Consider the following 17,248-nt stretch of genomic DNA (forward strand, 5'->3'; position numbering starts at 1 on the left):
CCAGGAGGCGATTGGTTTGAAGAGGATTTGGTCGAAAGGCGTATCCGCATTGCTCGTGTCCATCATGGTTGGAGGTTTGCTGATCAGCTGCACGAATTCATCAGGGAACGGAGATAACGGAGAAGGGGCAGAAGGAGAGAACTCATACAAACTCAAAATACTACACAATTGGAATGGTTCCAACGGTTCTGATGCCATAACGCCCGTGGAGGAAGTCATCAAGGAGAAAACCGGCGTTACCCTCGAGTGGGAATATACAAAAGGCAGTGAGACGGAGAAGGTTAACCAGATCTTCGCCACGCAGGATTTGCCGGACATTTATACCGGGCCAGCCTGGGGCGGGGAACTGGATGGCATCATTAAGGCTGCCAAAGAGGGACAATTGGTGGATATATCGGACAAGCTGAAGGATTATCCGAACTTGTCCAAATCGATTGCGGAAGAAAATGTGCCGCCGGCATTATATGAGAAAGCGATAGACGCCTACGACGGCAAAAAATATTTGCTGCTGCAAAATCAGCCGGCCACGAACGAAGACGGCATGGATTGGCTTTATGGTTTCTATGTGCGCAAAGATATCGCCGAGAAAGTCGGCGTCGATCCGCAATCCGTTGTGACGAAGGAGGATTTCTACAACTTCCTCAAAAAAATCAAGGATGCCAATCTGCAGGAGAACGGCCAGCCGGTCTTTCCGCTGGGCGGTTTCAGTAACGGCTGGGCCGTTGGCATCGGCAACACCATGTTTTATTCCGGAGCGAGTTACGTCGACAAAGGCGACGGCACGGTTGAACATAACTTCTTCACTAAGGGCTACGAAGAATACACGCTGTTTTATCGTAAGCTCGTTGAAGAGGGACTGATGGATCCTGAAGCCTTCACCCAGACAGACCCGATTGCCAAGGAAAAAATCAATCAAGGCCGCATTGCCATCCTGGCTGCGCACTATCCGGCCATCCTGGATGCTTCCAAGGAGTATGTCTCTTCGCATCCGGGAAGCGACTACATTCCTCTCGGCCCGTTGGAGCGCGCTGACGTTGAGCCGGACAGGCCTGTTGATCTGGGGATTCAGGGAAATAACGTAACGGCGATCACGAAGAACTGCAAAGGCGCTTGCGTTGACGCTGCATTGAAGTTCCTGGATTTCATGGCTTCCGATGAAGGCTTTATGCTGGCCCGGTACGGTGTGCAGGGCGTTCATTGGGACATGAAGGACGGCAAGCCGGTTGCCAATCAGGAATGGTTTGACAAATTCAGCACGGACACCAACATGAAGCTGCGGAAGAACGAAGGCATCAGCATCGGTCTGGAATCGCTGACAGGGCTTGACCGCATCAATTCCGCTGCGGGAGGAGACATCTGGGCGGAACAAGAAAGGCTTGAAGCGATGGAGAACGCTCGCAAAATCCTCCGTCCGAACGGCATTCACGTAATTACAGCTTATAACCCGGGTGATGTTATCACGAAGGCGCCGGAATGGGAAATGCTGAAGCCATCGATGGATCGAATGGGAGATGCGTGGAAGGAAGCGGTATTTGCCAAATCGGATGAAGCGGCGATGAGCATTATCAATGAACTACGGGAACAGCTCCGCAAAACCGGATATGAGAAAGCGATGCAGTTCACGAACGAAAATCTGAAGGGGAAAGACGTGGTAACCGTTCAGATGCCGAACTGATGACTTCCATCGTCAAGGGAGCCCGGTAAAACGAAAGGCTTCGCAGCACCTTGGCCATCAAGGGGGCGGAGCCTTTTGCTGCTCTCCTTGGTTTTTGTTTCCCCATCACAAGGATATAGAAGGCATTATCAAGAATAAACAAGACATGAAGGAGTTGATGTCAGATGACAACGAAATTCAGACCTCCATCCGTACCGCTGGTTACCGTAGATCCATACTTCAGCGTCTGGTCCGCGGCGGATCATCTCTACGATGATCATACCCGGCATTGGACGAACAAGATTCAAGGTATGGTCGGCCTTGCGATCATCGATGGCTTGCCCAGACGATTTATGGGGAGGGTAGCAGCAGCGGATTCAGCAGAACGTCCCGAGCTTGAAGTTCTCCAGCAAACCGATTTGACGGTTGAGCCGGTAACTACCCGTTATACGTTCCAAGGGGAAGGCATTGAGCTTCAAGTTGAGTTCACCACGCCTTTATTACTGAATGATCTTGATCTGTTATCCCGGCCCGTAACGTATGTGACAGTTCAGTTTCGTTCGATGGATGGGCGCGAACATGATGTGAAGCTCTACTTCGATGTTACAGGCGAATGGTGCGTAAATACACCGGATCAGCAAGTGACCTGGGAGCATCGCGTTATCGATGGACAATTGAATATGATGGCGATGGGTACTGTCGAACAGCCGATCCTACAGCTTGCCGGAGATGATACCCGAATCGATTGGGGGTATATGGTGCTGGCGGTTCCCCGTACGGAACGCATCCAGACGGTGATTCATTCTGTGTCAAGCCGTGAGTTATATGTACGAACCGGTCAATTACCCCCGGAAGATGATCAGCAGAAGCCGCGGGCCGTATCCAATCATACCCCCGTTATGGCAGCCGAAATTGATCTGGGCCCAGTACGGGATGAATGGGAATCTGAGTATCTGATGCTTGCGTATGATGATATTCATGCCATCGAATATTTTAACCAGCCGCTGGATGCTTACTGGAAGCGAAACGGATTGACGTTCCATGACATGCTGTTACAGTCCGCCGCCCAATATGAAGTCATCATGCAGCAATGTGAGAGCTTCAATCGCGAGCTGATGGCAGAGAGCCTTGCCGCAGGCGGTGAAAAATACCGGGATATCCTGGCCTTGACGTATCGACAGGCGGTAGCCGCGCATAAATTGGTTGCCGATGAAGCGGGGCATGTGTTGTTTTTTTCCAAGGAGAATTTCAGCAACGGATGCATCGCTACGGTCGATGTCAGTTATCCGTCGATTCCATTGTTCCTGAGATACAATCCTGAACTGGTCAAGGGGATGATGCGCCCGATTTATAAGTATGCCATGAGCCCTGATTGGCCGTTCGATTTTGCGCCTCATGACGTGGGAACATACCCCAAAGCCAACGGCCAGGTGTATGGCGAGAACAAGCTGGAATACCAGATGCCGATCGAAGAATGCGGGAATATGCTCCTAATGGCTGCCGCGGTATGCAAATATGAAGAGAATGCGGATTTTGCCCGGGAGCACTGGAAACCTCTTACCGCTTGGGCGGGATATCTACTGCAGCATGGACTCGATCCGGATAATCAGCTGTGCACGGATGATTTTGCCGGACATTTGGCGCATAATGCGAATTTGTCCATTAAAGCGATCTTGGGCATTGCCGCGTATTCATACATGTGCGACCTGCTGGGCTTACAGGAAGGGGCATCTTATCTTGCAGCCGCTCGGAATATGGCGAATGAGTGGATATCCATGGCCGATGCAGGTGATCATTATAAGCTTACGTTCGACAGCGCAAACGATACCTGGAGCATGAAATACAATCTGGTGTGGGATCGCCTGCTGGAATTAAACCTGTTTCCAAAAGAAGTTGCTGCCCAAGAGCTGGACTATTATAAGTTGAGACAGAATCGTTACGGCCTTCCGCTGGATAGCCGCGATACGTATACAAAAGCGGATTGGCTGGTATGGTGTGCCTCCATGAGTGCCAAGCAATCCCAGTTTGAAGCCATGATTGCGCCCTTATGGGATTTCATGAATGAAACCTCTGCTCGCGTTCCGGTGACCGATTGGTATGACACGATTAGCGGCAAACAGATGAACTTCCAGAATCGCTCCGTTGTCGGTGGGTTTTTCATCCGGTTGCTTATGTCCCGGTCTGAATGAAATCTGTGATAAGACAGGTGATGCATGTTGAATAACGTGAATGTTCAGGAAGAAACAGCCCATAAGGATCTAATGCAACTGAAGCAGCAATTCGAGAATCCGGATGCCACCTATCGCCCGCAGCCGTTCTGGTTCCTGAATCATGAGCTCACGAAGCCGGAGCTGGAAAGCCAGATCCAATCGATGTATGAAGCGGGTGTCGGAGGTGTTGTTCTGCATGCGCGTCATGGGATGCAAACCTCTTACCTGTCACCGGCATTTATGGAAGCTTTGGAGTTCTGCACCCTGGAGTGCAAGAAACGTAATATGGTTGTCTGGCTGTACGATGAGGACAATTGGCCAAGCGGAACGCTGGGCGGCAAACTGACGCGTCAGCATCCGGAATATCGCATGCGTTACTTAAGGGTTGAAGAGAAAAGATATACGCATAGCAGACAACAACAAGGATTGAAGCTGGATTTTGCGCGTTATGATCACAATGAGCTTATTGCGATTTTGGCTTACCCTGCCGTCGAGTCAGACGGGGAGTGGCTGCTCCATCATGAAGCCGAGGATCTTACGCATTTATGGGGTCAGGAATGGACACCGGAAGCGGGAGGTTCTTATATCGTCTTGGCCTGCTGGTCCTGCGAAATCGCGGAAGGCATTACGTTTGCCCAAGGTTACTACTTGGATACGTTGAATCCGGAAGCCGTTCAGACTTTCATCCGGATGTCCTATGATCCGTTTCAGTCCTTGCAGGAATACTTTGGCACAACGATTCAGGGCGTTTTCACCGACGAACCCGGGCTAATGATCCACGATGGTTTCTTTGGGGTAGAAGCGATTCGGACGGCAGTTCACGATGTAGGCGCTACCCTGCCGGGCATGGTCTTCGCTTGGACGGAAGGGATGGCGGAGCGGTATCAGCAAGAGAACGGCTATGATCTCATCCCGCGGTTAGGCGCCTTGTTATATAACATGGCTGATGGCAGCCGGTCAACGAGGCAGCAGTATTATGATACGATAACACGCTGGTATGTTGAGGGTTATCATCAAGCGATTCGTTCATGGTGTGAGCGGCATGGACTGCTCTACATCGGACATACGCTCGAAGAGCCGGTCTGGGGACAGGCTAGATCGCAAGGCAATCAGACCCGGGTGCTGCAGCAGTTTCACTACGCTGGCGTGGATTATTTAACGCCCGGCATCGGCACGAAGGAGAATCCGCATCGGATCGTGTCGGTAAAGACGGCAGCTTCTGTCGCTCAGCTGAACAGCAAGGAACGGGTGATCTGCGAATCGTTTGGCGCAAGCGGTCACGGCTATTCCATGCGAGAGCGGCGACTGGATGCCAACTTCATGGCATTTCTGGGCGTTAACCTCTTCATCCCGCATGCGTTCTATTACTCGTTTGCCGGGTATCGGAAGACCGATTTCCCTCCGACGGAATTCAAGCATGCGCCTCACTGGCCGCATTATCGTGCTTTTGCCGACTATCTCGGTCGACTGAGTCTGCTTGGCGCGAGCGGTAAACGTACACCGGAGGTTCTTCTGCTGTCACCTATCCATACGGTATACGAAAATATGTTCGTATCCGGTCAATCGAATAAACATCCCGCTTCCGATACTCTATTCTCGCTCCTGTCGGATCGGATGCTTCGCAGATCCATTGATTACGACTATGTAGACGAATCTCAGCTTCGCGAAGCCAGCCTTATGGATGGAGAAGGGGTACGATTTAACGGGTGTACGAACATATATTCGGTTTTGATTATGCCGGAGATTGAGGTCATGTCGAAGGACATAGCCGCACGACTCGCTTCGTATGTTAAGCAAGGCGGTACTCTTATTGCCGTAGGAGCGATACCGCGGCATAGCGAGTGCTTGCATCATGATCCGGAACTGGCGAAGCATATGCATGCGCTGTTTGATTCGACTCCGCAGCATAATGAATTACGATCCATCGGCAAGGGGTATACTCTGTTTTATTCCCTGGAGAACCTGCCATTTCCTGATCCGATTGATTCGTTGTGTGAACGTGTAAGCGGGTTATTAAGGAAAACTCCTGTTTTACGATGGAAGTTGATCGAAGGACAACATGAGGATTTGATTAGTGTGGAACGTGTGTTCGGGGACCGGGTATATGTGTGGCTGATGAACTGGTCGGAGAATTCCGTTTCCATGAAGCTTGATGCAATTGAGGCGAAGTACCGAATCGAAGAATGGGGCTTGGAAAGCGGAGAAATACGCCGGTTAGCCAGCGATTCCGTTCTTACCTATGCACCTGGAGAGCTACGAGTGCTCTCGGTTGTACCTGAGGAGAGCCCAAATGGTTCAATAGAACAAATGTTCGATATGGAGCGGGAAGCCGGCGATGTAATCCTTCTTGATAAGCTATGGCGTTTCCAGACACCCGAACCTAATGTTTTATTACTGGACCAATGGCAGGTCACGCTGAATGACCGACAGTCCAGGATGAACGCTACGATGCCTGGGCAAGTGAACACGTATCGTACAACGTTTACCATGACGCAGAAATTGATCGATCGCTTGCAATCACCGAGTAGTAGCGGGCTTCCGGATCAATCCAATATCAACCCATCACCGAAGATCGAGTTCATTCTGGACGATGTGGAACAGAAAATCCCTTCCCATATCGGCTTCCTGCAGCGCAGGCGCAACCTTGAAATTTTCGTGAATGGCGTAAGACAGAATGCGCTGCAGCCCTCTACTTGGCAGGATCAACACTATGCTAGCGTGGATATCACCCCCCATTTATTAGCGGGCGAGAACGAACTTGAGATTCTGACGGTATCATTGCTGGAGCCGATGCCGGCCATTTCATTTCCTGCATTTTTGATTGGACCCTTTGTTATAGAAGATCGGATGAGGCTAAACGCGAGTCCGGAACATATGTTTGGTTGTTGGGCTTCTGCCGGCTATCCTTATTATGCGGGAGCGGGAGAATACTCACAGCAAGTGGATCTGACCCAAGTTAGCTTGGCTCCAGATGAGGAATTATGGCTGGAGGCTGAAGATATAAGGGAGACAGCTTCTTTATATGTGAATGATATGGAGGTAGGGATTCGATTGTGGCCTCCTTATCACTGGAACATCACGCCATATGTTGAGCAGGGGAGCAATCACATTAGCATCCGGGCAGCCAATACGCTGGAGAACTTATATGGAAAGACTGCGTTGCCTTCCGGGATGAATGGAAGGGTGAAGCTGGTGCGTCGAACTTTGTCTAAAAGATTGTAATCTTAGATGGATAGCTTTGAAAATGACTGCAGCCGAGGTTAGGTTGTAGTCATTCATACAAATGGTTTACATAATATTTAATATGTAATCTTAAGGATGCAGAGCTTTCGTATTTCAAGTTTCAAGGGTGATATTTTTTCATAGAGACATATTGAATAGGGAGCTTCATTCTTACACAATCAACGATTTACGATAACATTCTCTTCATCATGGAGGCTTACACTTAAGAAGTTTGACGAACGATATCAATTTGGAGGTGCCATGAAGTGCAGCTAAAGAAGAAAACCATCATGGTTTTGGCGCTCAGCTTGTCCATTTTTTCGCAAGGCATGATTGTTCATGCAAAGGAAGATGGGGCTAAGATTAGGCCGGAAGGAAACGGCAAATGGATGACAGGGGAGTATCACGCGCATACGTATCAATCCGATGATGCCAGCCAATCCCTGCAGGAATTGCTGGACAACGGATTCCAGAAGTATGGCCTGGATTGGATCGCGGTCTCCGACCATCTTAGGGTCTCTAAACGGGACGACGAGGGAAATCCCCTTGCCGGCGGATCTATTCCGTTCTCCATGGGAATGGCTCAATACCAGATTCCCAAGATTCAGCAGCTTCAGGAAACAGGGAAATACAAGAACAAGATTATCTTCTCAGGCTTTGAGTGGGACATGCCTACATATGAACATGTGGGAATCGGTATTATATCAGGTAAATTCGGTTCAGAATCGAGCCTCAAGGCAGCCCGTCAGTTCGAGTATCTGTTCACTGATCGCGATGAAGCGATGTTCAATCCCAAAGATGTCGCCGATTGGAATAAACAAGACAGCCGGGCCTATACGACTCCCGAAGATGCCCGAGCAGCACTGGCATGGCTTCAGAAAAACTATGGAAACCGCAGTTATGCATTGCTCAACCATCCTTCCAGAAAAGCCGTGTACACCATCGCGGATATCCGGGATTTCAACAATATTGCGCCAAACGTGGTGTTCGGAATGGAAGGCATGCCGGGGAATCAGATGGAGCCTGACCGCGGCGGACTAAACTTAACCACGCCAGAAAACCGAACGTACGCGCTGATTACATGATTGCCAAGGTTGGCGGCGTATGGGATGCACTGCTCGGCGAAGGACGCGAGTTTTGGAACTTTGCGAACTCGGATTCTCATTTTGAGATCAGCGAGAACCGTTTGTACTCCAGTGGATATTGGCCTGGACAATACGCTAAAAATTACACTTGGGTAGATGGGAACGACATGCAAAGCGTACTTAACGGTATGCGTTCGGGTAAATCGTTCTCCGTCTACGGCGATTTAATTAACGCGCTGGATTATCGCGTTCATCACGGGAACAAGCAGGCCGAAATGGGGAGTAACCTGCAAGTGAAGAAAGGGAACCCGATCGAAATTACGATCCGATTCAAGAGCCCGAGCAAAAATAACAACGGTGATCCTGTAACCGTCGATCATGTTGATTTGATCTCAGGCGACGTAACAGGTAAAGCGCAGCCAGGTACGGCGGCTTACAGCAAGAGCACCAACGACTCGACGAAAGTGGTTAAACGTTTTACGAGCAAGGATTGGAAGACCGATCGGGATGGATACAACGTCATCACTTATCGGACGACCGCAACGAAGGATCAATACTTCCGTTTAAGAGGGACGAATCTTGGCGTGAATGTTGCTGGAGAAACCAGCAATGGCGACCCACTCATAGATCCGAAAACGGACATCGAAGACAACGAGCAGCGGTTTGCGGAAATTAATAAACGAAACTATGGCGACCTGTGGTTTTATTCAAATCCGATCTTTGTCAGCGTTGACGACAAGCCGGCTAAAGGCCCTAACCAACAGGGAAAGCATCAGTAGGATGCGACTCGCACTCGATTTATTTAGAAGACTGCCGGTGGTTCGGTAGTCTTTTTGTTTTTTTACACGACGTATAATGATGCATGCCCGGAATATAGCTGAAGAGACGTTGGTTGTATTTTGTTGCATATCCTATCATTTTATTGTGCAAATTTAACGAAGGGTATAGGCTGTTAAGGAGAGGAGAGATGATATGTTTACGATCGGTGAAATATCCAAGCTTTTTCAGATCGATATCCGCACCCTCCGGTATTACGACGATATTGATTTATTTAAACCGGCAACCGTGGATCATCTGACAAATTACCGTTATTATTCGGTCGATCAATTCGAGCAGCTGAATACCATTCTGTATCTCAAGGCGCTTGGCATCCCTTTAAAGGACATTAAGCTTTTTCTGGATGATCGGGAGATTGACCATATACTAACCCTGCTCAAGGAGCAGCAGCGCAGAACCGAAGAGAAAATTGAGGATTATCAAAGAATCCGGGCGAAGATCAAAAGCCGAATTAAGCAGATCGAAGATGCCTCGAATAAGGAAGAGCTCTACAAAATTCGGGAAGTCGAGTTTCCCGAGAGAGTGATGGTTTTGCTCAAACAGAACATACATAAAAGCGACAATCTGGATATGCCGATCCGATTATTGGAGAACAGCACCAAAATGAAGTCCACCATTTTCCTTGGCAAAGTAGGATTAACGATCTCGATTAATCGTTTAATGCAAAGTAAATTTGATGAATATGACTCCATTTTTGTCATTGTGGAGCAGGATAGGGCACGCAGCAGCTCTGAGGTCGAAGAGAAGATATGGCCCAAAGGCACTTATATTACGATTCGGTTTGCCGGGACACATGAAGATGCAGCGCCTTATTATAGAAAGCTCCTGGATTATATCGAGGAAAAAGGATACACTCTGATCGAGGATGCGTTGGAGATCACTTACATTGATTACGGGCTTACCGGTGATCCCTCTCAATTCGTAACCGAAATTCAAATGCTTGCTAAATAAACGATTGACCCTCCAGCTGCTGGAGGGTTTATTCTTTGTATCAAAACATATTTAGTAGGAGAGAACGGCTGTGATAGGAACCATTGTAAACGTAACAACCATTGTTGTAGGCAGTACGATTGGAAATGTATTTAAGAAGGGGATGAGCGAAACCTATCAGGACATCCTGATGCAGGCCATGGGTTTGGCCGTCATGGCACTCGGTGTGAATTCGATCGTGAAGTATATGCCGGATAGCCAATATCCCGTCTTATTCATCGTAAGTCTTGCCATAGGCGGTCTGATCGGGGAGAAGCTGAACCTGGAGCAGGGATTTAAAAAAGCGGTGTCGCGGTTTGCCAAGGGAAATTTGGCTGAAGGATTAACAACGGCCATCCTGTTGTTCTGTATGGGGACATTGTCCATTATCGGACCGATCGAGAGCGCTTTGAACAATAATCATACTTATCTGTTTACCAATGCCATTCTGGATGGCGTGACGTCCATCGTACTGGCTTCAACCTTCGGCATTGGCATCATTCTATCCGCCGTGGCCACATTTTGTTGGCAAGGGTTATTGTACGTAATGGCCGGCGCAGCCTCTGGCTTCATTACAACGGAGCTGTTAACCGAAATATCCATCATTGGCGCTATATTAATTTTTGCTTCAGGCCTTAACATTTTGGGCATACGGAACTTCAAAACCATGAATCTCACGCCAGCGTTGTTGATCCCGGTCATATTCATTACGATTAAAAATCTGCTCGGTTTTTAATATGAAATCCGGATTCAGCCATATCTTCATTTTAAGGATAGCCCGCCTACGGATGGCGGGTTTTCTGCTGTTCTTCCATACCATGCTCACGGAATGAACCATTGTTTACCTTGGTGCATAAGTTCTGTGACAATTTCAATAATATAGGAGAACGTAACGAAGAATTGGACTAGGTGGATAGAGAGAAGGAGGCTTCATCGTTATGAATACAGCTGAACATCAATTGCTGGTCGCAGCGCTAGGCGGCGTGAACGAAATTGGTAAGAACATGTACTTCATTCAGTACGATCAAGATATCGTGGTCATTGATTGCGGCTCCAAATTCCCAGACGAAAACCTGCCCGGTATCGATTTGATTGTGCCTGACTTCACCTATTTGCTGGACCATGCGGATAAAGTCAGAGCTCTTATCGTCACCCATGGACATGAGGACCATATCGGAGGGATACCTTATTTGCTGAAGCAGCTCCCGATCCCTGTGTATGGGACGAAGCTCACGATTGAGCTGATTAAAATCAAGCTGAAAGAGCATCGCCTTCTGCGTGATTCCGAGCTCCATACGATCGATGCAAATTCCACCATTGAAGCGGGAGCCATCCATGCCTCTTTTTTTTCGACCAGCCACAGCATTCCGGACTGCGTGGGTATCGTCTTTCAGACGCCCGAAGGCAATGTTGTTCACACAGGGGATTTTAAATTTGACATGTCTCCTGTGAAGGGACCATATCCGGATCTGCATCGGATGGCTGATATCGGCAAGCAGGGGGTAAAGGTGTTATTATCCGAAAGCACAAACGCCGAGAGACCGGGTTTTACGCCTTCGGAACGTCTCGTTGGCGGACATATCCTGGAAGCATTCGCACAGGCAAAACAGCAGGTATTCATCTCTACGTTTGCGTCGAACGTGAACCGTGTTCAGCAGATCATCGATGCCGCCGCTGAAACAGGGCGAAAGCTCATTCTGCTCGGCCGCAGCATGGTGAATGTCGTTACCGTATCCAAGGAGCATGGCTACTTAAATATCCCCGATGACTTACTGATTGATGCAGGCGACAGCGAGCGTTATCCACCGGACAAAATTGCCGTGCTATGCACGGGGAGTCAAGGGGAACCAATGGCAGCTTTATCACGATTAGCCAACTCCAAGCATCCCCATATCGAGATTTTGCCTGGCGATACCGTTATCATAGCTGCAGGGGCCATACCGGGAAATGAGAGGAACCTTGCTCATGTGATCGATAATTTGTATGTGCTGGGAGCCCAGGTCATCTATGGGTCCGGTTCTGCTTCAGGGATGCACGTATCCGGGCATGGCAGCCAAGAAGAGTTGAAATTAATGCTCACCTTGATGAAACCGGATTATTTGATTCCTGTTCATGGTGAATTCCGAATGCTGTATCAGCATCGTCAGCTGGCGGAATCCGTGGGGATCCCTAATGAGAATGTGTTCATCATTCAGAATGGCGACACGATCCAAATCCAGCAGGGAATGGCCTCCTTAGGTCCAAAAATCCCTTCTGGCAACAGCCTGGTGGACGGATTGATGATCGGGAACGTAGGCAACATCGTTTTGCGGGACCGTAGACAGCTATCTTCCGATGGGATGCTTATTATCGTAACCACGCTCAGTAAAACGGAAAAGCAGATGGTAGCGAAGCCTGAGCTCATATCCAGAGGTTTCATCTTCGTGAAAGATTCGGAGGAATTCATGGGGCAAATCCACGATATCGTCATGTCTTCCATGAAGGATTTAACGGAAACCGGGTCCACCCAATGGAATCTGATCAAGCAGACCTTGAAAGATCATGTCGGGAAATTCATATACAGCGAGACAAAGAGAAGGCCGATGATTCTGCCCATCATTATCGAGGTATAAGCCTTTTGAATTATAAAAAAAGCACAGCCTATTTCAGGCTGTGCTTTTTTCAGTGAGATTCGAAACATGGTCGTTGTAGGCATACACCCGGATGCGGGCCGCTGCATACACTGCCGATAAGGAATCGCTGAAGGTGTTGTTCTTCCATTCACGTCTGTGAAAAAAAGAATAACACATAATCCGGATTCGTCCACATAACCATTTACAGAATGGACATGAACGTCTTGTCCGATTACCGGAATGGATCCGGTTATTAACGAAAGGAGGAGGATCGGTTTGTCATCCACCCCAGAAGGGAAATGGACAGCGGAGCATGGAAAATGGGCTAAACGAAAGTTCAGATTTACGCGCAATGACTGGATGGGCTATCTATTCAGCGCCCCACTGATTGTTGGTGTCATCGTGTTTGCCATTTATCCTATGTTCGCCGCACTGTTTATGAGTTTTCATCAGACATCCGGGCTCAATTTATCCGGCACCTGGGTGGGCCTGAGCAACTACCAATACGCATTAGAAGATTCCTTATTTTGGCAAGCGCTTTCAAATACGTTTGTCATGGGGATATGGTCTGTACTGCTTGGAATTGCACTATCATTTGTTTTAGCGAGCTTAATTAATAATCTGAAATGGCATCTGGGACGTAATTTTTTCAAAGCGGTATACTTTCTGCCCAATGTCGTGTCAGGCGTTGCTACAAGCTTGTTGTTCTCCTTCTTGTTTTTTCCGTCCAAGGAAGGGCTGATCAACTTTGTGATTGGTTTGTTCGGCCTTGATCCCGTCGGCTGGTTCACGAACCCGGAAGTAGCCCGTTACAGTATCGTGCTCATGAGTTTATGGGGCGCGCTTGGGTACAACACCATTATTTTTCTGGCTGGTTTGCAGAGCGTTCCGCGTGATCTTTATGAAGCTGCAGAAGTGGATGGGGCCGGTACCTACCGGAAATGGTGGTATATTACGATTCCATACTTGCGTCCAATTTTCGTGTTCATGCTCATCATGGGAACCATCGGCGGAATGAAACGGTTTACGGATGTATGGTTAATCGGCGGAACCGCTGGTAATCCGGGAGGAAGCTTGATGACCGTGGTGCTATATATTTACCGAAATGCGTTTCTCTCTTCACAGATGGGGCTGGCTACGGCCGTATCCTATCTGTTATTCGTCATCATACTCATCCTAACCGTGTTCCTCATGCTGCTCAGCCGCCGCAAAGACAGTTTGGACTAACGCCATTATCCATGATTCGGGTCCGTAGGGGAACCTTATTCCAGAAGACAGGAGGGTAACTATGAGCAGTTCTGCCTTACCCAAAGAGCCTGTGCGCCGTAAACGAATTACACTTCAACAGCTGATCCTAACGCTGGTTCTGTTGGTAGGTTCATTCATCATGATTGTGCCATTCTTATGGATGCTGGTAACAAGCTTCGATTGGGCTGCACGATTAAATATTTCATTCCCACCGAAAATATGGCCGGAGGAGCCGTCGATTCGAACATATGAAGCCGCCTTCACCAACATCAATATGTTCAGATATATCGGCAACTCCACGCTTGTAAGTGCAGGGGTCATCATTATCAGCTCGTTGTCTGCACTATTATCCGGTTATGCCTTATCCAAGCTTCGCTTCAAAGGAGCAAACTTCGTCCTGCTGCTGGCGCTAAGCACGATGATGATTCCGTTCGAAATGACGATGATTCCGCAATATTTGCTGTTCAGTAAACTCGGACTGGTCGACAACTACCTGGCTTTTTATTTGCCGGCCATGAACTATGCGTTCGGTACCTTTTTAGCCAAAGCCTTCTTCGATCAATTGCCCAGCAGTCTAAGGGAGGCGGCCGTTCTGGATGGCGCCAAGGAAATCACCGTATTCAGCCGGGTTTATCTGCCGCTGTGTACGCCTATTATCGCCACCATGGTCATTCTGCTGTTCTTAGGCGTATGGAATGATATGCTGTGGCCGCTGCTGATCCTGAAATCGGCTGCCAAGTACACAATCCAGATTGGATTGGCCATGTTTACGTATAACAACGGTATTAACCAACAGCCATCCATTATTATGGCGGCCACGACTACGAGCCTCATTCCGGTTATCGTCGTTTATATGTTCCTGCAGCGTTATATTATCGAGAGCATTGCGCTATCTGGTATCAAGCAATAATTCAGAATAAAGCTAAATTTATGCGGGGGTGTTGATGTGATGAAAAAAGCTGTGCTGCTTATCCTGTCATTCGTGCTGGTGTTTACATTGGCCGCTTGTTCAGGCAGTTCGGGAAAAGATGTAACAGGCGGTGTTACAATTGAAAAAGTATCGGATATGGAAGGAACGGTTCGCGTTGCGCTGGCAGGCTGGCAGCTGGATAACGGAATCGATGCGCTGACAGGTAACCCGACCATCGGACTCAACGAATATTTGGATAAAACGTTCAAAAAAATGTATCCGAACATCAAGCTGGAGGTTTATCAGATTCCCTGGGAGAACGTAAAAGCCAAACAAACGGCTATGTTGCTCTCCGGCGATGCGGATGTCTTGTATACCGGGGGAGCCTTTGCATCGCAATGGTACCAGGAAGGGCTATTGCGTGATCTGGACGACTTGATCGAAAAGGATACTTCGTTTGACCCGAGCATTTATCTGGAAGGCATTATGAACAACTCCTACAGCACCAAGTCGCCGGATGGAAGCAAGCAGTTTGGGATTCCTGCCGTTCTTGGCCGCCGGATGACCATTTATGATAAGAAGCTGTTTGAAGAATGGGGTGTCGAAACACTCTCGGCACAGCCAGGACCGGACGAAATTCTGGAGAAAGCCAAGCAAATGACGGGCAAAAACCCGAAAACCGGTGAAGACAATTACGGTCTGTATTGGAGCGGCAATTCATTAAACGGATCCACCTTTGTTGCATTAACCCTTGCTTATGGTGCCAAAGGAGCGGAAGGATCGCTGAAAGATATCAAGAACATTAAGTGGCACTTGAATTCACCGGAAATGGTCAAAGTGCTGGAATGGCTGAAAGAAGCCGCACAACTGCCGCCAGCAGGTTTCGTGAATGCCCAGGGAGCTGAAAATTTCGGACTGGAGAAGAACAATATCGCCATTGCCCTTGATTCCACCGGCGGCTCAACGATGAGTGAATACCGGTCGAAGCAGAATAAAGAGCTGCTGGACCGTTTTGAGCCAGTGCTGAACATGGGGCCTAAAGGCGAAGGCTGGGTTGCGGTTGACCCGTTCATCATGGCAAAGAATGCAAAAGATGTGGATGCATCATGGGAAGTGTTAAAGTTTTTGACCAGCTACATGACGCAAAAATATATGTATGAAAACTTCTCCAGTACTCCGACACTTAAAAACGCTGATTTCGTAACGCCGGAAGACAAATTTGTCAAGAAAGCACTCGAAATCGCAAATGTTGGCCACTCGGAGCTCATGGATGAAGCCAATCCGTTCTACATGAGCGATATCGCTCCAGCCATTAACGGATTTATAAGCCAGGCTGCATCCGGAAACGCACCGGATATTCAGAAGTTTCTGGATGATCTGCAGGCTCGTGCTGAGAAATGGTCGGCAAATCTGAAGTAAAGCAGGAGGGGACTGCACTGGGTGCGTATTGGCGTGGTTGAAACGTAAAGTCTACGGAATCGCGGGTTTTCCGCCGCATGAGAAGACTTTAGAAAACCTTTGGTAATCTTATCCCTGCAGAGACGGGACTAATCATGATGATTATATGAGTCAAACAACATAATATATTCCAGTATTATGTAAAACGTGCATGATCTCGATGCTGCCCGGAAAAAAAACCGACCTATATGGCCGGTTTTTTTGTGATATTTCGTATCTAGATCATTCCGAATAAGGCGATCATGGAGTTCAAAGCAAATAGATATTGAAATCACATAAAATAACAATAAATGGTAAATAATAAGAATATAGAAGGGAGGCAACGTGAAAAATAACAAGGATAACAATGTTCAGCTAGTGATGATTATGAGTTCAGGGGTTAAAATGCTTATGGACTCAAGCTTTGTAAGAAACAAACAATAAATGCACATCAAATCTAGAATGTTCAATAAATAAATCCATAAACGGTGTAAATGATAACTTAACGTGAAAGAATCTGGATGATCAGACGAATTAAGATTTATTGAAAAATGAATATTTATGATGATTGATTAAACCTAGGATTCAACAGCAATTCAAATGAGCTTAAACGAATGAACTGAAAGTTGAAGTTAAGAAATAAAACAAACCGAAAGTGTGATTAAAAACTAGCGTTTTTACTTAACATCTGTTTCACAAAACTCGTATTTTGTACATATGTCAATCAATTGTGAACCATAAAAAAGCCGCTCAAATAGCGACTTTCAATGGGACCAAATTTTGGCTTTCTCAAATATTAAAACCATTAATAAAAATATTGAACAACTATAAGACCGACAATAATAACAATAGTTAATACTAAAGTGCCTTTCCAACCTAAATCGACTATACTATACCGAGCCCTACTATTTCCGGGATTCATATGACCAAATGGATTATTTTCCAATTCTTCTTGTCTTAGTCTTTCTCTTGTTCTTTCAGGAGTTTCATAATCTTTGCTCATTGTTTACCTACCCCCTAGGTTAATAATTTTAATTAGATATCCAATACCAATTTATCGATGA

General features: G+C 47.6%; 12 protein-coding genes. 11 read left to right on the forward strand and 1 reads right to left on the reverse strand.

Going from position 1 to position 17,248, the window contains the following annotated elements:
- Positions 1–16: 16 nt before the first annotated feature.
- The 11 genes from M4D81_RS29610 to M4D81_RS29660 all read left to right on the forward strand — a co-directional run bounded on the left by M4D81_RS29610 (position 17) and on the right by M4D81_RS29660 (position 16,166).
- The gene (locus M4D81_RS29610; protein ID WP_194542580.1) at positions 17–1,675 is read left to right on the forward strand and encodes an extracellular solute-binding protein; all 1,659 of its coding nucleotides are present in this window, start codon (positions 17–19) and stop codon (positions 1,673–1,675) included.
- Between the two features lie 164 nt (positions 1,676–1,839).
- Positions 1,840–3,843, forward strand: a complete 2,004-nt coding sequence (locus tag M4D81_RS29615) for a glutaminase family protein (RefSeq protein WP_260069085.1) — start codon at positions 1,840–1,842, stop codon at positions 3,841–3,843.
- Between the two features lie 24 nt (positions 3,844–3,867).
- Positions 3,868–7,086 (forward strand): glycosyl hydrolase, encoded by a 3,219-nt coding sequence (locus tag M4D81_RS29620; RefSeq protein WP_260069086.1) that lies wholly within the window; start codon positions 3,868–3,870, stop codon positions 7,084–7,086.
- Between the two features lie 266 nt (positions 7,087–7,352).
- The gene (locus M4D81_RS29625) at positions 7,353–8,171 is read left to right on the forward strand and encodes a PHP domain-containing protein (protein ID WP_260069087.1); all 819 of its coding nucleotides are present in this window, start codon (positions 7,353–7,355) and stop codon (positions 8,169–8,171) included.
- Positions 8,168–8,950, forward strand: coding sequence for a hypothetical protein (locus M4D81_RS29630; RefSeq protein WP_260069088.1), 783 nt, complete (start codon positions 8,168–8,170; stop codon positions 8,948–8,950). The genes M4D81_RS29625 and M4D81_RS29630 overlap by 4 nt, the downstream gene beginning before the upstream one ends.
- Before the next feature lie 193 nt (positions 8,951–9,143).
- Complete coding sequence (locus M4D81_RS29635; RefSeq protein ID WP_260069089.1) at positions 9,144–9,959, forward strand: MerR family transcriptional regulator; 816 nt, start codon at positions 9,144–9,146, stop codon at positions 9,957–9,959.
- A gap of 70 nt (positions 9,960–10,029) precedes the next feature.
- Positions 10,030–10,713: a DUF554 domain-containing protein gene (locus M4D81_RS29640; protein WP_260069090.1), complete on the forward strand. Its 684-nt coding sequence runs from the start codon at positions 10,030–10,032 to the stop codon at positions 10,711–10,713.
- Positions 10,714–10,915: 202 nt separating this feature from the next.
- Positions 10,916–12,589, forward strand: coding sequence for a ribonuclease J (locus tag M4D81_RS29645; protein ID WP_260069091.1), 1,674 nt, complete (start codon positions 10,916–10,918; stop codon positions 12,587–12,589).
- A gap of 276 nt (positions 12,590–12,865) precedes the next feature.
- Positions 12,866–13,816: a carbohydrate ABC transporter permease gene (locus tag M4D81_RS29650; protein ID WP_260069092.1), complete on the forward strand. Its 951-nt coding sequence runs from the start codon at positions 12,866–12,868 to the stop codon at positions 13,814–13,816.
- A 61-nt stretch (positions 13,817–13,877) separates the two neighbouring features.
- The gene (locus M4D81_RS29655; protein WP_071220686.1) at positions 13,878–14,747 is read left to right on the forward strand and encodes a carbohydrate ABC transporter permease; all 870 of its coding nucleotides are present in this window, start codon (positions 13,878–13,880) and stop codon (positions 14,745–14,747) included.
- Between the two features lie 39 nt (positions 14,748–14,786).
- Positions 14,787–16,166 carry an extracellular solute-binding protein gene (locus M4D81_RS29660; RefSeq protein WP_260069121.1) on the forward strand — a complete coding sequence of 460 codons (1,380 nt, stop codon included), beginning with the start codon at positions 14,787–14,789 and terminating at the stop codon, positions 16,164–16,166.
- An 823-nt stretch (positions 16,167–16,989) separates the two neighbouring features.
- On the opposite strand, the gene M4D81_RS29665 is transcribed toward M4D81_RS29660, so the two are convergent.
- Positions 16,990–17,187, reverse strand: coding sequence for a DUF6366 family protein (locus tag M4D81_RS29665; RefSeq protein ID WP_096773700.1), 198 nt, complete (start codon positions 17,185–17,187; stop codon positions 16,990–16,992).
- Positions 17,188–17,248 lie beyond the last annotated feature (61 nt).

Origin of the sequence: Paenibacillus sp. p3-SID867 (assembly GCF_025142895.1) — a bacterium.
Taxonomy (GTDB): domain Bacteria; phylum Bacillota; class Bacilli; order Paenibacillales; family Paenibacillaceae; genus Paenibacillus_AQ.

Coding starts and splice junctions, on each gene's coding strand:
- M4D81_RS29630 (WP_260069088.1), top strand. CDS start 8,168: ATGATTGCCAAGGTTGGCGGCGTATGGGATGCACTGCTCGGCGAAGGA.
- M4D81_RS29665 (WP_096773700.1), bottom strand. CDS start 17,187: ATGAGCAAAGATTATGAAACTCCTGAAAGAACAAGAGAAAGACTAAGA.
- M4D81_RS29655 (WP_071220686.1), top strand. CDS start 13,878: ATGAGCAGTTCTGCCTTACCCAAAGAGCCTGTGCGCCGTAAACGAATT.
- M4D81_RS29620 (WP_260069086.1), top strand. CDS start 3,868: ATGTTGAATAACGTGAATGTTCAGGAAGAAACAGCCCATAAGGATCTA.
- M4D81_RS29635 (WP_260069089.1), top strand. CDS start 9,144: ATGTTTACGATCGGTGAAATATCCAAGCTTTTTCAGATCGATATCCGC.
- M4D81_RS29660 (WP_260069121.1), top strand. CDS start 14,787: ATGAAAAAAGCTGTGCTGCTTATCCTGTCATTCGTGCTGGTGTTTACA.
- M4D81_RS29615 (WP_260069085.1), top strand. CDS start 1,840: ATGACAACGAAATTCAGACCTCCATCCGTACCGCTGGTTACCGTAGAT.
- M4D81_RS29645 (WP_260069091.1), top strand. CDS start 10,916: ATGAATACAGCTGAACATCAATTGCTGGTCGCAGCGCTAGGCGGCGTG.